Consider the following 17,764-nt stretch of genomic DNA (forward strand, 5'->3'; position numbering starts at 1 on the left):
CTGGCTGCGCCATCGGATCGCGAGCAAGCTCGCTCCCACAGTGGTAGTCGGTGTGGCTGCAACCTATTGCAACTCACAAATCCCTGTGGGAGCGAGCTTGCTCGCGATGGGGCCCGAAAGCCAACAGAGCATCAATCCCGGTAAAACACCTGCACCAGGTGATACCCGAACTTGCTCTTGATCGGCCCATGCACCACCCGCAGCGGTTTCTTGAAGATCACCGCATCAATCACGCCGACCATCTGTCCCGGCCGCACTTCACCGAGATCGCCGCCGCGCTTGCCCGATGGGCAGGTCGAATACTTCTTGGCCAGCACGTCGAACGCTTCGCCCTTGGCGATGCGTTGTTTGAGCTGCTCGGCTTCTTCCGAGGTTTTCACCAGAATATGGCGGGCTTGAGCTTTCATTGGCGGTACCTTGCAACGGTGGTGGCTATGTGGGCGGCAGTGGGGGGGCGCGCGATTATGCCTCAACTCAGTCCGATTGACTGATCATCGTGCGAATCTTGTTGGCCAGCAGATCGATGGAAAACGGCTTGGCTACCATGTCCATGCCCTCTTCGAGAAAACCCTGGCGCTCGGCGGCGATCTCGGCGTAACCGGTCATGAACAGCACTTTCAGTTCGGGACGATGCTGACGGGCGATTTCCGCCAGTTGGCGGCCGTTCATGCCCGGCAACCCGACGTCCGTCACCAGCAGGTCCACCCGCAGGTCCGACTCCAGCAGCGGCAGGGCGCCCTTGGCATCTTCGGCTTCATGGGCTCGGTAACCGAGCTCATTGAGCAGGTCCAATACCAGCATGCGCACCGCCGCATCGTCCTCGACCAGCATCACGGTTTCGCCGGCAATGGCCGCCGGTGCCTCGCCGATGACGGGCGACAAAACTTTTTCCGGCTCGGTCGAATGCAGGCGCGGAAGGTACAAACGCACGCTGGTGCCTCGTCCCGGCAGGCTGAACAGACTGACGTGGCCCCCCGATTGCTGGGCGAAACCGTAAATCATCGACAAGCCCAAACCGGTGCCCTGGCCGATGGGCTTGGTGGTGAAGAAGGGGTCGAATGCCTTGGCCAGCACCGAGGGCGTCATGCCGGTGCCGTTGTCGCTGACGGCAATCATCACGTAGTCACCGGCCTTGACCGGTTCCAGGGTCGTCATGTCACTGCCGTCGAGGTACACGTTGGCCGTTTCAATCTGCAACTCGCCGCCATCGGGCATGGCGTCCCGGGCGTTGATCACCAGGTTGAGCAGGGCGTTTTCCAGCTGGCTGACATCGGTGTTGACCCGCCAGATGTTCTCGGCCAGTTGCAGGTTGAGCTCGATATGGTCGCCCTTGGTACGCCTGAACAAGTCTTCCAGAGAGTGGATCAGCTCGTTGGGGTTGAGCGGCTTGCGATTGAGTGATTGGCGCCGGGAGAACGCCAGCAGGCGATGGGTGAGGGCGGCGGCGCGGTTGGCCGAGGACACGGCCGCTTCGGTGAATCGACCGATCTCGCTGGCGCGGCCGTCGGCAATGTAGCGTTGCATCAGGTCGAGGCTGCCGATGATGCCGGTGAGCATGTTGTTGAAGTCATGGGCGATGCCGCCGGTAAGCTGGCCGACCGCTTCCATTTTCTGCGCATGGCGCAAGGCGTCTTCGGCACGTTCGCGCTCGAACATCTCGTTCTGCAGACGCTCGTTGGCTTCGGCCAGTTGGCGGGTGCGGGCGGCAACCCGTTCTTCAAGGGTTTCGTTGAGGTTACGCAGGGCTTCTTCGGTCTTTTTGCGCTCGGTTTCGTCGATCACGAAGATGTAGAAACCGTTCACGGCGCCATCCGCGCCGTGGCGTGGCAGGTAATTCATCAAGGCCTGGCGGATGCTGCCGTCGCGGTGTGGCGTGCTGATGCTGAAACAGCAGGGCCGGCCAGACAGCGCTTCCTTGATGTGCGGAGCGCGCAGCGCATAGGCTTCTTCGCCGAGCACTTCAAGAATGGTTCGCCCGTAAAGCTCTTGCGGCGTCAGCCCGTACCAGTCGAGGTACGCCGCATTGTTCAGGCGAAAGCGTTCTTCGCGGTCGACGTAGCTGATCAGGACCGGCATGGCGTTGATGATCAGTTGCAGCTCGGTCTGGCTCTGGCGCAGGGCCTGTTCGGTGTGTTTGCGCTCGGTCAGGTCCAGGGCGGCGCCGAGGAAGCGCACCGGCCGGCCATGGTGATCCTTGTAGCAGCGACCGCGGGCAAATACCCAGCGCATCTGGCCGTCGGTTTGCAGCAGGCGATACTCCTCGGCGTATTCGGTGCCATGGGTGATGCAATGCTTGATGCTGCGGGCGATCAGGGCGCGGTCTTCGGGGTGTACGCCGTGCAGGTATTCACTGATCGGCAATTGGCTGGCCATGGCCGGGTCGATGCCATGCAGTTGGGCAAAATGCGCATCGGCGATGAAGCGGTCCTCGCTGATGTCCCAGTCCCAGGTACCGACCGCATCGGTGGCGGCGAGGGCCAGTTGCAGGCGTTCCTCGGTTTCACGCTGGGCCTTGAGGCTGGCCGCCGAGCGCTGTTCGAGTTCGAGGGCGATGCGCCGGCGTTCGTTGGTTTCGATGGCGGTGACCAGGATCCCGGACACCTGGGCACCTTCGTCGCGGATCGGGCTGTAGGTCAGGTCGAGCCAGAAGTCAGACTCCTGGCCCCCGCGTTGCAGGGTAAAGCGCTGCTCGCTGTAGGTGCGCACCTGACCTTGCAGGACGGCGCTGTAGATCGGGTCGGTGAAGTCTTGCAACTCTGGCCAGATCAGGTGTGTCGGTTGTCCGAAAGCGTGCGGATGTTTGCTCCCGGCGAGCAGGGCGAAGCCGTCGTTGTAGATTTGCGTCAGTTGCGGGCCCCATAACAGCAGCATCGGCATCGGTGAATGAATGACGATGTCCACGGCGGTTCGCAGGCTTTGTGGCCAAGTGCTGGCAGCGCCCAGCGGGCTGCTTGCCCAGTCGATTCGGGCGATCAAGGCCTGGGCATCGCTGGCGGTTGGTATTGCGTTCATCTGGGAGTCCTGCACATGAGTCGCTTTGGCTGGGACTATTCTTGCACAGGTGATAGGTGCAGGTTGATTCGAAGGCTTGAGCGGTTACTGTGGGAGCGAGCTTGCTCGCGATGGCGTCGGGTCACGTTGCATTGATGTGAACTGACACTCCGCTATCGCGAGCAAGCTCGCTCCCACAGGTAATCCCATTTCAATCCATCAGTTCGGGCCGGTCACGAAATTGCTCCAGCGCCTCGGGATTGGCCAAGGCATCAGTGTTCTTCACTTTCTGCCCATGCACCACATTGCGCACCGCCAGCTCAACGACCTTGCCGCTGATGGTCCGGGGAATGTCCGTCACTGCCACAATCTTCGCCGGCACATGACGCGGCGTGGTATTGGCGCGAATCAACTGGCGGATCTGCTGTTGCAGGGCCTCGTCCAGTTCGAGCCCGTTACGCAAGCGCACGAACAGCACCACTCGCACGTCATCCTGCCACTGCTGACCGATCGCCACGCAGTCGAGCACCTGGGGAACTTTCTCCACCTGACGGTAGATTTCCGCCGTGCCGATGCGCACGCCGCCGGGGTTGAGCACGGCATCGGAGCGTCCGTGGATCATCATCCCGCCATGGGGCAGTTGTTCGGCGTAATCACCTTGGGCCCAGACGCCGGGGAACAGGCTGAAATAGGATTTGTGCAGTTTTTCGCCATCAGGATCGTTCCACAGGCCAATGGGCATCGCCGGGAAATGCCGGGTGCAGACCAGTTCGCCTTTTTCACCGATCACCGGGTGGCCTTCGTCGTTCCACACTTCAACGGCCATGCCCAGGCTCTTGCCCATGATTTCGCCGCGCCGCACGGGCGACATCGGGTTGCCGTTGACGAAGCACGAGACGATGTCGGTGCCGCCGGACATCGAAGCCAGGCACACGTCAGCCTTGAAGTCGCGATAGACGAAGTCGTAACTGTGCGGCGACAGCGCCGAGCCGGTGCAAAGCAACGTCTTGAGGCTGCTCAGGTCATGACTTTCGCGGGGCTTGATACCGCTGCTTTCCAAGGTTGCGAGGTATTTGGGACTGGTGCCGAAGACGCTGATGCGTTCGTCGTCGATCAGGTCGATCAAGCGTTGTGGCTCGGGCTGGAACGGTGAGCCATCGTACAGCACCACGGAGCTGCCTGTGGCCAGTGCCGACACCAACCAGTTCCACATCATCCAGCCGCAGGTGGTGTAGTAGAACAACCGTTCACCGGGGCCTAGATCGCCATGCAGGCCGTGTTCCTTGACGTGTTGCAGCAACACGCCGCCGGTGCTGTGGATGATGCATTTGGGCACGCCGGTGGTGCCGCTGGAGTAGAGGATGTACAGCGGATGGGCGAAGGGCACGGGGACGAAATCCGGCTCGCCGCCGGGTTCGTAGAAATCGTCCCACAGCGTCACGTTGGCCTGGGTGTGGAATTCTTCGATGTGCGCCTGTGGCCGGGCGTAAGGCACGACGATCAGCTGTTGCAGCGAAGGCAGACGCTGGAGGATCTCGTTGACCTTGGCGGTCTGGTCGATCTCCTTGCCGGCATAGCGGTAGCCGGCGCAGGTCACCAGTACTTTCGGTTCGATCTGACCGAAACGGTCAACCACCCCTTGGGTGCCGAAGTCCGGTGAGGAGCAGGACCAGATAGCGCCAAGGCTGGTGGTGGCGAGCATGGCCACCAGGGTCTGCCAGGTGTTGGGCATGCACGCGGCGACCCGGTCACCCACACCGACGCCGGCGGCGATCAAGCCATTCTGAAAACCGGCGACCTGCTCGGCGAGTTCAGCCCAGGTCAAATGTTCACGCTGACCGTTTTCGCCTACGGCTATCACGGCGATCGCATCGTCGCGACGCTGTAGCAGGTGTTCGGCAAAGTTCAGCGTTGCACCGGGGAACCATTGGGCGCTGGGCATCCGGGGGGCTTCGAGCAGCACGGTGTCGGGCTGCTCGTGGAAGCGGATGTCGAAGAAATCGACGATGGCCTGCCAGAAGTCCGGGCGCTGATCGATGGACCACTGGTGCAGGGCAGGGTAGTCGTCGATCTTGAGGTGGTGTCGCTGATTGATGAAGCGCCGAAAGGCTTCCATGCGGGTCTTGCCAATGCGTTTGGCGTCGGGTTGCCAGAGGATGTCGGACATGGTTTGCCTCTTCTTTTTTATGCCTTCACACAGGCTGATGTGGAGCCGGCTTTTGTGGCGAGGGAGCTTGTGTGGCGAGGGGGCTTGCCCCCGTTCGGCTGCGAAGCAGTCGTGAATCAGACAACCTGAATCGTCTGTGAGTTTTTGGGGCGGCTTCGCCACCCAACGGGGGCAAGCCCCCTCGTCACAAGGGTCTATCAGCCAGTCACTGCGCCAACCACCCACCATCAACATTCCACGCCGCGCCCCGCACCTGGCTGCCGGCTTCGCTGCACAGGAACAAAACCAGTTCCCCCAGTTGCGGCGGTGTCACGAATTCCAGCGATGGCTGCTTTTCAGCGAGCAAATCGTGCTGCGCCTGCTGCGGGTCAACTCCACTGGCGGCACGATCATCAATCTGCTTTTGCACCAGCGGCGTCAATACCCAGCCTGGGCAGATCGCGTTGCAGGTGACCTGGGTGGTTGCGGTTTCCAGCGCGACCACTTTGGTCAAGCCGATCACCCCATGCTTGGCGGCAACATAGGCTGACTTGCCCACCGAACCGACCAGACCATGCACCGAGGCAATGTTGATCACCCGGCCCCAGCCCTTGGCGCGCATCCCCGGCAGGCTCAAGCGGGTGCTGTGGAACACCGACGACAGGTTGATGGCGATGATCGAATCCCAGCGCTCCACCGGAAACTCATCCACTGCTGCCACGTGTTGAATGCCAGCGTTGTTGACCAGGATGTCGACGCCGCCGAACTCGCGCTCGGCGTAGGCGATCATGTCGGCAATTTGTGCCGGATCGCTGACATCGGCCGGGTGATGGCCGACCTTGCCGCCAAACTGTTGCACCTGGGCGATCACTTGGGAGGCATCGCCAAAGCCATTGAGGATCAGGTTGGCCCCGGCCTTGGCCAAGCTGAGGGCGATCCCCAGGCCGATGCCGCTGGTGGATCCGGTGACCAGTGCGGTCTTGCCCGAAAGAGTCGTCATGAATACCTCACACAATGCCAGTGGCGTAGAAAGTGCCGATCACCACAAAAACCGCCAGGGTCTTGATCAGCGTAATACAGAAAATATCTTTGTAAGCCTCGCGGTGGGTCAGCCCGGTGACCGCCAGCAGGGTAATCACCGCGCCGTTGTGTGGCAGGGTGTCCATGCCGCCGCTGGCCATCGCGGCGACCCGGTGCAACACTTCCAGCGGAATGTTCGCCGCGTGGGCTGCGCTGATGAATTGCTCGGACATTGCCGCCAGAGCGATGCTCATGCCGCCCGAGGCGGAACCGGTGATGCCGGCCAGCAGAGTCACGGTAATCGCTTCGTTGACCAGTGGGTTGGGAATGCTCTTGAGCCAGTCGGCCAGTACCAGGAAACCCGGCAGGGACGCGATCACCGCGCCGAAACCGTATTCCGAGGCCGTGTTCATCGCCGCCAGCAAGGCACCGCTGACCGCACTTTTACTGCCTTCGGCCAGCTTGCGGCTGATCGCCTTGTAGCCGAACACCAGCACCATGAGGATGCCGACCAGCAAGGCTGCCTGTACCGCCCAGATCGCCGTGAGCTTGGCGATTTCCGTGGTCACCGGCGTGGCCATGCCCGGCAGCGCGAGGCTGTGGGTCTTGCCGTACACCTGTGGAATCCAGTGGGTGAACAGCAGGTTCATGATGCCCACCGCCAGCAGTGGCGACAGCGCCAGCCACGGGTTGGGCAGCTTCAGGTCGGGGGCAGTTTCCGGCTCGTTGCGCAGGTCCGAACCATAGCCTTCACCGGTACGCTGGGCCTTGTTGCGCTGGCGCTGGAGAAACAGCATGCCGGCGCAGAACACGAAGATCGTGCCGATCACGCCCAGCCACGGCGCTGCCCAGGCGGTGGTGTTGAAGAAGGTGCTGGGGATGATGTTCTGGATTTGTGGCGTGCCGGGCAGGGCGTCCATGGTGAACGAGAAGGCGCCCAGCGCAATGGTCGCCGGGATCAGTCGCTTGGGGATGTTGCTCTGGCGGAACATTTCAGCGGCAAACGGATAGACCGCGAACACCACCACAAACAACGATACGCCGCCGTAGGTCAGCAGGGCGCAGACCAGCACGATCACCAGCATCGCCTGGCGAGTGCCGAGCAGGCGAATGGCTGCCGCGACGATGGAGCGCGAGAAACCGGACAGTTCGATCAGCTTGCCGAACACCGCGCCGAGCAGGAACACCGGGAAATACAGCTTGATGAAGCCGACCATTTTTTCCATGAACACCCCGGTGAAAGCGGGGGCGACGGCAGACGGGTCAGTCAGCAGGACAGCGCCGAGGGCGGCAATCGGGGCAAAAAGGATAACGCTGTAGCCACGGTAGGCAGCCAGCATCAGCAGCGCGAGGGCTGCCAAGGCAATGATCACACTCATGGTGTGTCTCCTGGGTTGTTATTTTTGTTGGGTGAAGCCTGGTGGGAGAGGCGTATAGCGAGTTTTGTGCCATCTTGTTAAGTTGTTGAAATATAAGGGTATATTTGATTTGCGAGGGTTGAGTTCGGATGCGTTGTCTCTAATTCGAGACTTTTGGCGATGGTGCCGGCCTCATCGCGAGCAAGCTCGCTCCCACAGGGGGACGGAGTAGTTCAGTAGAACGCGGTCTACTGTAGGAGCGAGCTTGCTCGCGATGGTTTGTCTAGCAATTGAGACTAATGTCTCTTTATTGAGATTCGACAATCCCCAGCGCCACCATCTTCTTGTACAACGTCGACCGCCCCAGCCCCAGCCGCGCCGCCGCATCAACCACCTTGCCCCCGCATTGCGCGAGGGTGGTTTCGATCAATTGCCGATCAAATCGCTCCCGCGCCACACTGAACGTCTCGTGGGCAAGCGGTTCGATGGTCAAGGGCGCCACGCGTTCCACCGGTATGAATGTACCGATCGCCCCGCGGATGTCCGCCACCGTCAGGCGCAAATCATCACTGAGCAGCGCGGCCCGCTCCAGCACATTGCGCAGCTCCCGGATGTTCCCCGGCCAGGCGTGTTGCCCCAGCAGTTCCAGGGCTTCGTGGTGCAATTCATGCTGGCTGCGCAGTTCTTCGAGAATGGCCTCACTGAGCGCCGGCACGTCATCGAGGCGGTCACGCAGGGGCGGAACCTGGATCGGCAGCACGTTGAGCCGGTAGTACAAGTCGGCGCGGAATTCGCCGCGCTTGATCGCGGCTTCCAGGTCCGTAGAGGTCGCGGCGATCACCCGCACATCGCTCTGGATCACTTCGTTGGAGCCCACCGGCTCGAATTCCTTTTCCTGCAGCACACGCAGCAGTTTGCTTTGCAGGGGCAGCGGCATGTCACCGATTTCGTCGAGGAACAACGTGCCGCCCTGAGCGATCTGCAATTTGCCGGCGCGGCCCTTGCGGTCGGCACCGGTAAACGCGCCTGGGGCGGTGCCGAAGAATTCGGCCTCCAGCAGCGATTCGGGAATCGCCGCGCTGTTGATACTGACAAACGCCTTGTGCGCGCGGGGCGAGGCGTTGTGGATCGCCTGGGCCAGCAACTCCTTGCCGGTGCCGGTCTCGCCGAGCAGCAATACCGGCGATTCGGTGCTCGCACTGCGCCGGGCGCGGCGTTTGACTTCCAGGCTGGCGGCGCTGGTGCCGATGAAGTGGGCGAAGTTGTATCTGGTCTGCCGCGCCCGCAGCAGCGAGCGGGTGGAGGCCAGTTCTTCCTGCATGCTCATGTAGCGCTTGAGCATCGGCGACAGGCTACGCAACTCGTCGAACAGGGCGAAACCGATGGCGCCGATGACTACGCCGGCATCGTCGTGAATCGGCAGGCGCATGACCACCAGCGGTTCTTTGGAGGTGTCTTGCATATCCAGCAGAATCGGCCGGCCGGTGCGCACCACCTCACGCAGCAGGCTGCCGGGGATCACGCTTTCGCAGGGCTTGCCGATCGCGACTTCGGCCGATGGCAGGCCGAAGCGCCGGGCATAGCGCTCATTCATCCAGACGATGTTGGCATCGCGGTCGACAATCACCGTGCCCTCGCTTGATTGTTCGATGATTTCGAACAGCGAACGGATCGCCAGCAAGCGAACGCGCTGGTAGTCCTTGAGGCTTTCGGTGGTGTTCATGGACACTGATCCTGATTGTGTATTGCTTGTGGTGGCCTCATCGCGAGCAAGCTCGCTCCCACAGTTGATCTGTGTCGTTCACAAATCCCCTGTGGGAGCGAGCTTGCTCCGGGCGGCGTTCCGACGATGGCCGCGATGCGGTCTAACAGTCAGATTATGCCTGCCCCAACATCGCCGCCGCCAACAGCTCCTTGGTGTACGGATGCTGCGGTGAGTCAAACACCTCATGGCTGGCGCCGCGTTCCACCACTTTTCCGTCCTTGATCACGATCATGTCGTGGGCCAGGGCGCGCACCACTGCCAGATCATGACTGATGAACAGATAGGTCAATCCGTACTTTTCCTGAAGCTGACGGAGCAGGGCGACCACTTGTTTTTGCACCGTGCGGTCCAGCGCCGAGGTTGGTTCGTCGAGCAGGATCAGTGCCGGTTTCAGCACCAGCGCCCGGGCGATGGCGATACGTTGACGCTGCCCGCCAGAGAACTCGTGGGGATAGCGATGGCGACTTTGGGGGTCAAGGCCGACTTCGTTCAGTGCCCGGATCACTTCGGCATTGCACTCTTCAGTGCTCAACTGGCTGTGCACTTCCAGGCCTTCGCTGATGATCTGCGCAACCGACATCCGCGGGCTGAGGCTGCCGAAAGGGTCCTGGAACACCACCTGCATCTTCTTGCGCCACGGCCGTAGCTGTTTTTGCGTCAGGCCGTCCAGCGCCTGGCCTTGAAAGCGAATACCGCCTTCGGAGTCGAGCAAACGCAGGATCGCCTGGCCAAGGGTGGACTTTCCCGAACCGGACTCGCCGACGATGCCCAGGGTCTTGCCGCGTTGGATATTCAGGCTGATGCCATCCACTGCACGCAGCCAGGTCTTGCGCTGAAACAGGCCACCACCGACGGGAAACCGCACCTGCAGGTTGTCCACCTCCAGTACGTTTTCGCGCTCGTCCCGGGGCAAGGCTTCGCCCTCGGGTTCGGCGTGCAGCAGTATGCAGCTATAAGGGTGCCTGGGTTCGGTGAACAGGGTTTCGCACGGCGCCTGCTCGACGATTTCCCCGCCCTTCATCACGCACACGCGCTGGGCGATGCTGCGCACCAGATTGAGGTCATGGCTGATCAGTAGCAGCGACATGCCCAGCCGCTGTTGGAGGGATTTGAGCAGCAGCAGGATTTTGCGCTGCACCGTCACATCCAGCGCGGTGGTCGGTTCGTCGGCAATCAGCAGTTCCGGTTCACACGCCAGGGCCATGGCGATCATCACCCGCTGGCGCTGTCCGCCAGACAATTGATGGGGATAGGCCTTGAGGCGCTCTTCGGGTTTCTGGATGCCTACCAGATGCAACAATTCGAGGATCCGCGCTTGCGCCGCCTTGCCCGCCAGGCCTTTGTGCACCAGCAAGGTTTCACCGATCTGTTTTTCGATGCTGTGCAGCGGGTTGAGGGAGGTCATCGGCTCCTGGAAGATCATCGCGATGCGATTGCCGCGCAGTTTGCGCAACTTGCCGGCATCGGCGCCCACCAGTTCCTGGCCGCGATAGCGGATGCTGCCTGTCGTCTCGGTATCGGTTTGCGGCAGCAGTTGCAGGATTGAGTGGGCCGTCACCGACTTGCCCGAGCCCGATTCGCCCACCAGCGCCAGGCATTCGCCGGGGCGGATGTCCAGGCACAGATTGCGCACCACGGTCTGGCCGCTGAAGGCCACGCTGAGGTCACGGATTTCGATCAGGTTGGTCATATCAACATCCGCATCAAGATCGGGGGTCAAGACCGAGGATCAAAAGCGTCGCGCAGTGCTTCGCCAATGAACACCAGTAAAGAAAGAATCAGCGCCAGGGTGAAGAACGCCGTCAGTCCCAGCCATGGCGCTTGCAGGTTTTGCTTGCCCTGGCCGATCAGTTCACCCAGGGAAGCGCTGCCGGCAGGCATGCCGAAGCCGAGGAAGTCCAGCGCCGTCAGGGTGGAAATCGCCCCGGTCAGAATGAACGGCAAGTAGCTCAAGGTCGCGTTCATGGCGTTGGGCAGAATGTGCCGCACGATGACTTTGCGGTCGGTCAGGCCCAGCGCGCGCGCGGCCTTGACGTATTCCAGGTTGCGCCCGCGCAGGAACTCGGCGCGCACCACGTCCACCAGGGCCAGCCATGAAAAAAGCGCCATGATTCCCAGCAGCCACCAGAAATTCGGTTCGACGAAGCCCGACAGGATGATCAGCAGGTACAGCACCGGCAACCCGGACCACACCTCCAGCAGACGCTGGCCGAGCAAATCCACCCAGCCGCCGTAATAGCCTTGCAGGGCTCCGGCCGCGATGCCGATCAGGGCACTGACAAAGGTCAGCATCAAGGCAAACAGGATCGACACCCGTGCCCCGAAGATCACCCGGGCCAGGACATCCCGTGCCTGGTCGTCGGTGCCCAGCCAATTGACGCTGGAGGGTGGGCTGGGGGCAGGCTTGTTCAGGTCGTAGTTGGGGGTGTCGTCACTGAACGGAATCGGTGGAAACAGCAACCAGCCGCCGTCCTTCTTGATCAGTTTCTGCACGTAGTCGCTGCGGTAGTCGGCCTGGAACGGCAGTTGCCCGCCGAAGGCCTGTTCGGTGTGGCGCTTGAAGACCGGGAAATACCACTGGCCCTGATAGCTGACCATCAGCGGTTTGTCGTTGGCGATCAGTTCGCCGCCCAGGGTTATCAGGAACAGGCCGACAAACAACCAGAGCGACCACCAGCCCCGACGGTTTTTCTTGAAGCGCTCGAAGCGGCGACGCGCCAGCGGTGAAAGCTTGAGCATCAGGCGTTCCTCGCGGCGAAGTCGATACGCGGGTCGACCAGGGTGTAGCAGAGGTCGCCGACCAGTTTTATCAGAAGGCCAAACAAGGTGAAGATGAACAGCGAGCCGAACACCACCGGATAGTCCCGGGATACTGCCGCTTCGTAGCTCATGCGGCCGAGACCGTCGAGGGAGAAGATCACCTCGATCAGCAGGGAACCGGCAAAAAACACACTGATGAACGCCTGGGGAATGCCCGACACCACCAGCAGCATGGCGTTGCGGAACACGTGCCCGTAGAGCACCCGTCGTTCACTCAAGCCCTTGGCCCTGGCGGTGACTACGTACTGGCGGGTGATTTCATTGAGGAACGAGTTCTTGGTCAGGATGGTCAGCGTGGCGAATCCGCCGATCACCAGGGCGGTCACGGGCAACACCAGATGCCAGAAGTAGTCGGCCACCTTGCCAAGGGTCGACAGCGATTCGAAGTTGTCCGAGACCAGCCCGCGGACCGGAAACCAGTTCAGCGAAGTGCCACCGGCAAAGATCACGATCAGGAACATCGCAAACAGGAACGCCGGCATGGCATAGCCAATGATGATCGCGGTACTGCTCCAGATGTCGAATTGGCTGCCATGGTGCACGGCCTTGCGGATGCCCAGGGGAATCGACACCAGGTAGGTGATCAGCGTCGCCCAGAGTCCGAGGGAAATGGTCACGGGCATTTTTTCGAGGATCAGGTCGGTGACGGTGGCGCCGCGGAAGAAACTTTTGCCGAAGTCCAGGCGCGCGTAGCTGGTGAGCATTAGCCAGAGGCGTTCGTGGGCCGGTTTGTCGAAGCCGTACTGTTTTTCAATGTCCTTGATCAACTGCGGGTCGAGCCCGCGACTGGCCCGTGATTTGCCGCTCATGGACTCGCCGGAACCGCCGCCAACCGCGGCGCCGCCAATGCCTTGCAGGTGCGCGATGGCCTGTTCGACCGGCCCGCCCGGCGCGGCCTGGACGATGACAAAGTTGACCAGGAGAATAATCACCAGCGTCGGAATGATCAGCAGCAGACGCCGCAATATGTAAGCCCACATCAGTGCGGCCCTCCGGGTTTGCCTCGGCTGATACGCTCGGCCGTCATCTGTTGGTTGGTCAATGGCGTGGTGCTCATCTCCCACCAACTCTCGATGGCTTCGTCATTACTCGCTTGCACGTTCGGGATGCCGAAGCGGTTCCACCACACCGTTGAGGTGCCCGGCGGGTAATAGTTGGGAATCCAGTAGTAATTCCATTGCAGCACCCGGTCCAGGGCATGGGCGTAATGCAACATGTCAGCCTGGGTATTGGCGCGGATCAGCCCGGTGATCAGGGTGTCCACCGCCGGGTTCTGCAACACCATGTAGTTGTTGGAGCCAGGGTCGGTGGCCGCCTCCGAACCGAAGTAATTGACCAGTTCGCCCCCCGGAGAGGTGGTGACCGGGTAGCCGGTGACGATCATGTCGTAGTCGCGGCTCATCAGGCGATTGACGTACTGGGACGAGTCGATGCGGCGGATGTTCAGGTCGATGCCGATCTGTTTCAGCGTGCGTTTATAGGGCAACAGCAGGCGGTCCATGCCGTTTTGACTGACCAGGAACGTGAAGCTCAGCGGTTCGCCGTGGGCATTGACCAGTTGGTCGCCATCGGGTTTCCAGCCGGCCTGTTCGAGCAAGTCCAGGGCCTGCAACTGCTTGTCACGAATCACGCCGCTGCCATCGGTCTTCGGCGCCTCGAACACCTGGGTGAAGACCTCGTCGGGAATCTGCCCGCGCAGCGGTTCGAGAATCGCCCGCTCACCGGCATCCGGCAGTTGCCGGGCCGCGAGATCGGTATTGGAAAAAAAGCTCTGCTGGCGGATGTACATGTCGCGCATCATCTGCCGGTTGCTCCACTCGAAGTCCCACAGCATCACCAGCGCCTGGCGCACGCGACGGTCCTGGAACAGGGGCTTTTGCAGATTGAACACAAAACCCTGGGCCGGTTGCGGCGCCTCTGTGGCGAGGTGGGCTTTTTGCAGGCGACCATCGCTCAGGGCCGGGCTTTCGTAGCCGATGGAGTAAGCGGTGGCGGAAAATTCCCGGTTGTAGTCATAGGCGCCCCCGCGCAGGACCTGGCGCGCCACGTCGGTATCGCCGAAGTATTCGATGCTGAAATGATCGAAGTTGTACAGGCCACGGCTGACCGGCAGATCCTTGCCCCACCAATCGGGGTTGCGCTCGAAGGTGATGCTGCGCCCCGAATCGATCTTGCCGACTGTATAGGGACCGCTGCCCAACGGCGCTTCATAGCCGCCGCCACCGGCGAAATCGCGGCTCTTCCACCAGTGTTCGGGAAACACCGGCAAGGTTGCGATATCCAGGGGCAGGGTGCGATTTTCGTTGTTCTTGAAATCAAAGCGGATGGTCAGTGGCGATTCCACTTCGACGCTTTTGACGTCGGCGAATTGGGTTCGGTAGCGCAGGCTGCCCTGGGTCATCAGCAGGTCGAAGGTGTAGCGCACGTCTTGGGCGGTAATCGGTTTGCCATCGGCAAAACGCGCCTTGGGGTTGAGGTAAAAGCGCAGAGACAGGCCGTCCTCTGAGCGCTCCATCTTCTCAGCCACCAGACCGTAAACGGTATAAGGCTCGTCCAGCGAGCGTTGGGCCAGTGGCGAGTAGATCAAGCCGTCAATCTGTGTAACGCCGATGCCTTTGTCGATGTAAGGCAAAACATGGTCGAACTGCCCGATTTCGATCGCCGAGCGCCGCATCGTGCCACCCTTGGGGGCCTGCGGGTTGGTGTAGGCGAAATGACTGAAGCCGGGAGGGTATTTCGCCGGTTCGCCGTACACGGTCATTGCCGGTTGCGGTGCCGCATGCACGCCCGAGGCACCCATCAGCAGGGCCACGGCCGTGAACAGCAAAGTAGGGAAAGCCAGTCGCATTGTCAGCCTTAGAGCCGGAGGTCGTTAACGACAATTTGTACGCTAGCGGCGCGTCCCTCGCCAGCCGTATTGCGCGTTGAAAACACAACGGCCCACCAATAGGCGGGCCGTTGAGTGAATAGCTCAAGCGTCGATCAGTCCTGACGGCTGGTCACTTCCAGCAGGTGGAAACCGAACTGGGTCTTGACCGGGCCCTGGACCACGTTGAGCGGTGCGCTGAAGACCACGGTGTCGAATTCCTTGACCATCTGGCCCGGACCGAACGAACCCAGGTCACCGCCCTGGCGGCTGGAAGGGCAGGTGGAGTTTGCCTTGGCAACTTCGGCGAAATCGGCGCCAGCCTCGATTTGGGCCTTGAGTTCGTTGCACTTGGCTTCGGAGGCAACAAGGATGTGACGGGCAGTGGCTTTAGCCATGGGAAAATACTCCTTTCAATACTCGATAAAGTGCTGAGCCTACCGGATTCAGTGAGCTATTTCTCCTCAAAGTTCCGTTCCACGCAGGATCCGCGGCAGTCGCACCTCAAAGGCCGGCGTCCCTCAAGCGCCTGGCGTGCTGGACATACAGTTCAATCGGGTTGACACCTTTACGCAGTTGACCGGCCGGCTGGCCAATGGTGTCCAGATGATCCAGTGAATAGTCGGACCGGATAACCGTTCCCAGATGGGAGCTGAAACGACCGACCAACCCGTCGTTCTGCTCGCTTTCCGTGACGAAATAACCGGAAAGGGCTCGGCAGAAGACGTTGAACGGATCGAGCGCATAAAGCCCTTCTTGGAGCGTATTCGGCGGCAGCACGCCGCTCCACGAGTAGTAATGAACACCGTTGACCCGTTCGCACCCCTTGCCACCCCAGGTGGCAGGTAGTCCTTGTGGGTATTTGTCGTTGAATGCGCCTACGCCTTCGGTGGTCAGCGCGTTGAGGGCGGCAATGGCGTTCCGCGGTAGATACTGATTGTCGCTTAATGCCGCGAGGAAGTCGGCGAACAGGGTCACCACTGTCTCGGCCACATGTTCCGGCAGGCAGCCCGGTGTCAATGCCTTGCGCAGGAAGTCGGCCAGTTCCGAACCATGGTTCGGCCCGCTGACGGAGGTGACCGATGCCACGCTGTGTGGCGCAATCGCTGCGGCATAACGTGCGGTCAGTGCGCCCTGGCTATGACCTATGAGGTTGACTTTGTGTGCACCGGTTCCTTCCAGTACCCGCTCGATCTGAGCGAGCAATTGGTCTCCGCGTACCTCGTTGTCATGGATGGCCGACAAGTGGGGAACGAACACCCTGGCTCCGGCGTTCCTCAGCGCCTGCCTGATGTCGTGAAAGAGCTCGAACTTGCCGATTCTTTCGAAGCCGAAAAGGCCGTGGACCAGCAGTATTGGGTAACAAGTGCTTGCATTCCTTTGCATGTTCATACCTTTACGCAGAAGTTCATTGGGGCTGCATGGCGCTTCACTCTAAAACACTCGAGGTTGGCGCGATGTATGAAAAGTCCGGCGAAACTCGCGGAAAACGGAATAGAACAAGTGCGAATACCCAAGAGTGGCTGAAGCCTTGGTCGGAATCGTTTGAGGACTTTTCGCGGCAATCAGCTTGCTGCTGATCAAAGACCTACTTTGCGTGTATCGACTTTCCGAGCGGGTCAGCGTTTGAGGCCGACATCGCGGTTGTTTGCCATGGGGTTAAATAGCGGTCCAGAGCCGGCCACCTGTCCGGTGTCTATTCCAGGGAATGGAGCGAATGTATGACTGTTTATGAACCCGATACCTTGAATCTCGTGCAGCAACCATTACCACCTCCCATGCTGGAGCAGGCGCAAAACGGTGTTCTGAACCCTTCTGACAAAAAAGCCGTCATCAGGGTCCAGCCGTATCCAGACATGACCTGCGGCGACAAATTACTATTGAGTTGGGCGGGGCTGGATGCCGATGGCTTCGCCTGCAAGCATCAGGTGGCGCGTTTTGTCAGTGAGGAACGGGTCGGCGAGGACATCATCTTTGCTGTAGGTAGTGCACATATCGCGGCGCTTGAGGGTGGCTCACTGGAAATCGGTTACTCACTCACGAGCACCCGATTTGCCGAGCCCGTGCATTCCCATCGTCTGCAGCTGAGTGTCGGTGACGTGCAATGCGACCTGTTGCCCGCGACGGTGAACGATGCGGTGGGTACAACGCTTGATCCGGATAGGGTGAAAGAAGGGGCGATCGTTACGATCAAACCCTATGCGCGCATGGCGGCGGGCGACTGGGTGTTGCTGACCTGGGCGGGCGTTTCGGTCGACTCAAGTTTCAGTGATGCACTCAAGGTCGAGTCCTTCGCGGTGGGGGACGAACTGTCGTTTTGGGTCAGTCCGGAGTGCATTACGCGGAATCTGGGCTCCTCAGTGTCCGTCGATTATTGCGTCAAGCAATCAGGGCAGGGGCCCCGTTATTCTGAAGTAACGGCACTGATGATTGGCATCCTGGAGCGCCGACCACTGCAAGCACCCACTGTGCTGGAAGCCGACGAAGGTTGGGTGGACCTGCATGATGCGCAGGATGGCGTGACCGTCGTCATCGAGAACGCCAGCGCTGAAAAAGGAGAACGGATTTACCTGGAGTGCGACGGGGAGAAACTCAATCACCATGACGACCGCGAAATAACCAGGGACACCGCTGGCGAGCCGTTGGTGTTCATCGTTCCCTACCCGTTCTGGAGGGAACATCGAGATTCGGCGATCCGTGTTTCCTATTCAGTCGAGCGCCTTGACGGCACCCGACAGCAATCGGGGGTGACGCTGGTTCAAGTGCAGTCCCTGATGGGACATTGATTGCCATTTGCC

Annotated in this window: 13 protein-coding genes; 1 reads left to right on the plus strand and 12 read right to left on the minus strand. The window is 60.7% G+C overall.

Going from position 1 to position 17,764, the window contains the following annotated elements; translation table 11 throughout:
* Positions 1 to 131: 131 nt before the first annotated feature.
* The 12 genes from PSJE_RS01225 to PSJE_RS01280 form a co-directional block, all read right to left on the minus strand.
* Positions 132 to 407 carry a peptidylprolyl isomerase gene (locus tag PSJE_RS01225; protein WP_007898282.1) on the minus strand — a complete coding sequence of 92 codons (276 nt, stop codon included), beginning with the start codon at positions 405 to 407 and terminating at the stop codon, positions 132 to 134.
* 67 nt (positions 408 to 474) lie between these two features.
* Positions 475 to 3,012: a PAS domain-containing hybrid sensor histidine kinase/response regulator gene (locus PSJE_RS01230; RefSeq protein ID WP_090455625.1), complete on the minus strand. Its 2,538-nt coding sequence runs from the start codon at positions 3,010 to 3,012 to the stop codon at positions 475 to 477.
* Between the two features lie 190 nt (positions 3,013 to 3,202).
* Complete coding sequence (locus tag PSJE_RS01235) at positions 3,203 to 5,158, minus strand: acetoacetate--CoA ligase (RefSeq protein ID WP_090455623.1); 1,956 nt, start codon at positions 5,156 to 5,158, stop codon at positions 3,203 to 3,205.
* Positions 5,159 to 5,363: 205 nt separating this feature from the next.
* Positions 5,364 to 6,137: a 3-hydroxybutyrate dehydrogenase gene (locus tag PSJE_RS01240; RefSeq protein WP_090455621.1), complete on the minus strand. Its 774-nt coding sequence runs from the start codon at positions 6,135 to 6,137 to the stop codon at positions 5,364 to 5,366.
* 7 nt (positions 6,138 to 6,144) lie between these two features.
* A complete protein-coding gene (locus PSJE_RS01245; protein ID WP_090455620.1) occupies positions 6,145 to 7,536 on the minus strand; it encodes a GntP family permease in 1,392 nt (463 codons plus the stop codon).
* Positions 7,537 to 7,822: 286 nt separating this feature from the next.
* The gene (locus PSJE_RS01250) at positions 7,823 to 9,238 is read right to left on the minus strand and encodes a sigma-54 interaction domain-containing protein (protein ID WP_090455619.1); all 1,416 of its coding nucleotides are present in this window, start codon (positions 9,236 to 9,238) and stop codon (positions 7,823 to 7,825) included.
* Between the two features lie 154 nt (positions 9,239 to 9,392).
* Positions 9,393 to 10,970, minus strand: coding sequence for an ABC transporter ATP-binding protein (locus tag PSJE_RS01255; protein WP_090455618.1), 1,578 nt, complete (start codon positions 10,968 to 10,970; stop codon positions 9,393 to 9,395).
* 26 nt (positions 10,971 to 10,996) lie between these two features.
* Positions 10,997 to 12,019 (minus strand): ABC transporter permease, encoded by a 1,023-nt coding sequence (locus PSJE_RS01260; protein WP_090455616.1) that lies wholly within the window; start codon positions 12,017 to 12,019, stop codon positions 10,997 to 10,999.
* Positions 12,019 to 13,080: a microcin C ABC transporter permease YejB gene (locus PSJE_RS01265; protein WP_090455614.1), complete on the minus strand. Its 1,062-nt coding sequence runs from the start codon at positions 13,078 to 13,080 to the stop codon at positions 12,019 to 12,021. Before PSJE_RS01265 ends, PSJE_RS01260 begins: the two co-directional genes overlap by 1 nt.
* The gene (locus PSJE_RS01270) at positions 13,080 to 14,948 is read right to left on the minus strand and encodes an extracellular solute-binding protein (protein ID WP_090455612.1); all 1,869 of its coding nucleotides are present in this window, start codon (positions 14,946 to 14,948) and stop codon (positions 13,080 to 13,082) included. Before PSJE_RS01270 ends, PSJE_RS01265 begins: the two co-directional genes overlap by 1 nt.
* A gap of 134 nt (positions 14,949 to 15,082) precedes the next feature.
* A complete protein-coding gene (locus PSJE_RS01275) occupies positions 15,083 to 15,364 on the minus strand; it encodes a peptidylprolyl isomerase (protein WP_008051985.1) in 282 nt (93 codons plus the stop codon).
* A 106-nt stretch (positions 15,365 to 15,470) separates the two neighbouring features.
* Positions 15,471 to 16,352: an esterase/lipase family protein gene (locus PSJE_RS01280; RefSeq protein ID WP_090457889.1), complete on the minus strand. Its 882-nt coding sequence runs from the start codon at positions 16,350 to 16,352 to the stop codon at positions 15,471 to 15,473.
* Positions 16,353 to 16,687: 335 nt separating this feature from the next.
* On the opposite strand from PSJE_RS01280, the gene PSJE_RS01285 reads away from it, so the two are divergent.
* Positions 16,688 to 17,752 carry a hypothetical protein gene (locus PSJE_RS01285; protein ID WP_090455610.1) on the plus strand — a complete coding sequence of 355 codons (1,065 nt, stop codon included), beginning with the start codon at positions 16,688 to 16,690 and terminating at the stop codon, positions 17,750 to 17,752.
* Positions 17,753 to 17,764: the final 12 nt, after the last annotated feature.

The organism is Pseudomonas jessenii (genome assembly GCF_002236115.1).
Lineage (GTDB): Bacteria > Pseudomonadota > Gammaproteobacteria > Pseudomonadales > Pseudomonadaceae > Aquipseudomonas > Aquipseudomonas jessenii.

What these genes read in the sequence shown, in the direction of transcription:
- PSJE_RS01230 (WP_090455625.1), bottom strand. Translation starts at nt 3,012, where the DNA reads ATGAACGCAATACCAACCGCCAGCGATGCCCAGGCCTTGATCGCCCGA.
- PSJE_RS01240 (WP_090455621.1), bottom strand. Translation starts at nt 6,137, where the DNA reads ATGACGACTCTTTCGGGCAAGACCGCACTGGTCACCGGATCCACCAGC.
- PSJE_RS01255 (WP_090455618.1), bottom strand. Translation starts at nt 10,970, where the DNA reads ATGACCAACCTGATCGAAATCCGTGACCTCAGCGTGGCCTTCAGCGGC.
- PSJE_RS01250 (WP_090455619.1), bottom strand. Translation starts at nt 9,238, where the DNA reads ATGAACACCACCGAAAGCCTCAAGGACTACCAGCGCGTTCGCTTGCTG.
- PSJE_RS01245 (WP_090455620.1), bottom strand. Translation starts at nt 7,536, where the DNA reads ATGAGTGTGATCATTGCCTTGGCAGCCCTCGCGCTGCTGATGCTGGCT.
- PSJE_RS01235 (WP_090455623.1), bottom strand. Translation starts at nt 5,158, where the DNA reads ATGTCCGACATCCTCTGGCAACCCGACGCCAAACGCATTGGCAAGACC.
- PSJE_RS01270 (WP_090455612.1), bottom strand. Translation starts at nt 14,948, where the DNA reads ATGCGACTGGCTTTCCCTACTTTGCTGTTCACGGCCGTGGCCCTGCTG.
- PSJE_RS01285 (WP_090455610.1), top strand. Translation starts at nt 16,688, where the DNA reads ATGACTGTTTATGAACCCGATACCTTGAATCTCGTGCAGCAACCATTA.
- PSJE_RS01275 (WP_008051985.1), bottom strand. Translation starts at nt 15,364, where the DNA reads ATGGCTAAAGCCACTGCCCGTCACATCCTTGTTGCCTCCGAAGCCAAG.
- PSJE_RS01280 (WP_090457889.1), bottom strand. Translation starts at nt 16,352, where the DNA reads ATGCAAAGGAATGCAAGCACTTGTTACCCAATACTGCTGGTCCACGGC.
- PSJE_RS01225 (WP_007898282.1), bottom strand. Translation starts at nt 407, where the DNA reads ATGAAAGCTCAAGCCCGCCATATTCTGGTGAAAACCTCGGAAGAAGCC.
- PSJE_RS01265 (WP_090455614.1), bottom strand. Translation starts at nt 13,080, where the DNA reads ATGTGGGCTTACATATTGCGGCGTCTGCTGCTGATCATTCCGACGCTG.
- PSJE_RS01260 (WP_090455616.1), bottom strand. Translation starts at nt 12,019, where the DNA reads ATGCTCAAGCTTTCACCGCTGGCGCGTCGCCGCTTCGAGCGCTTCAAG.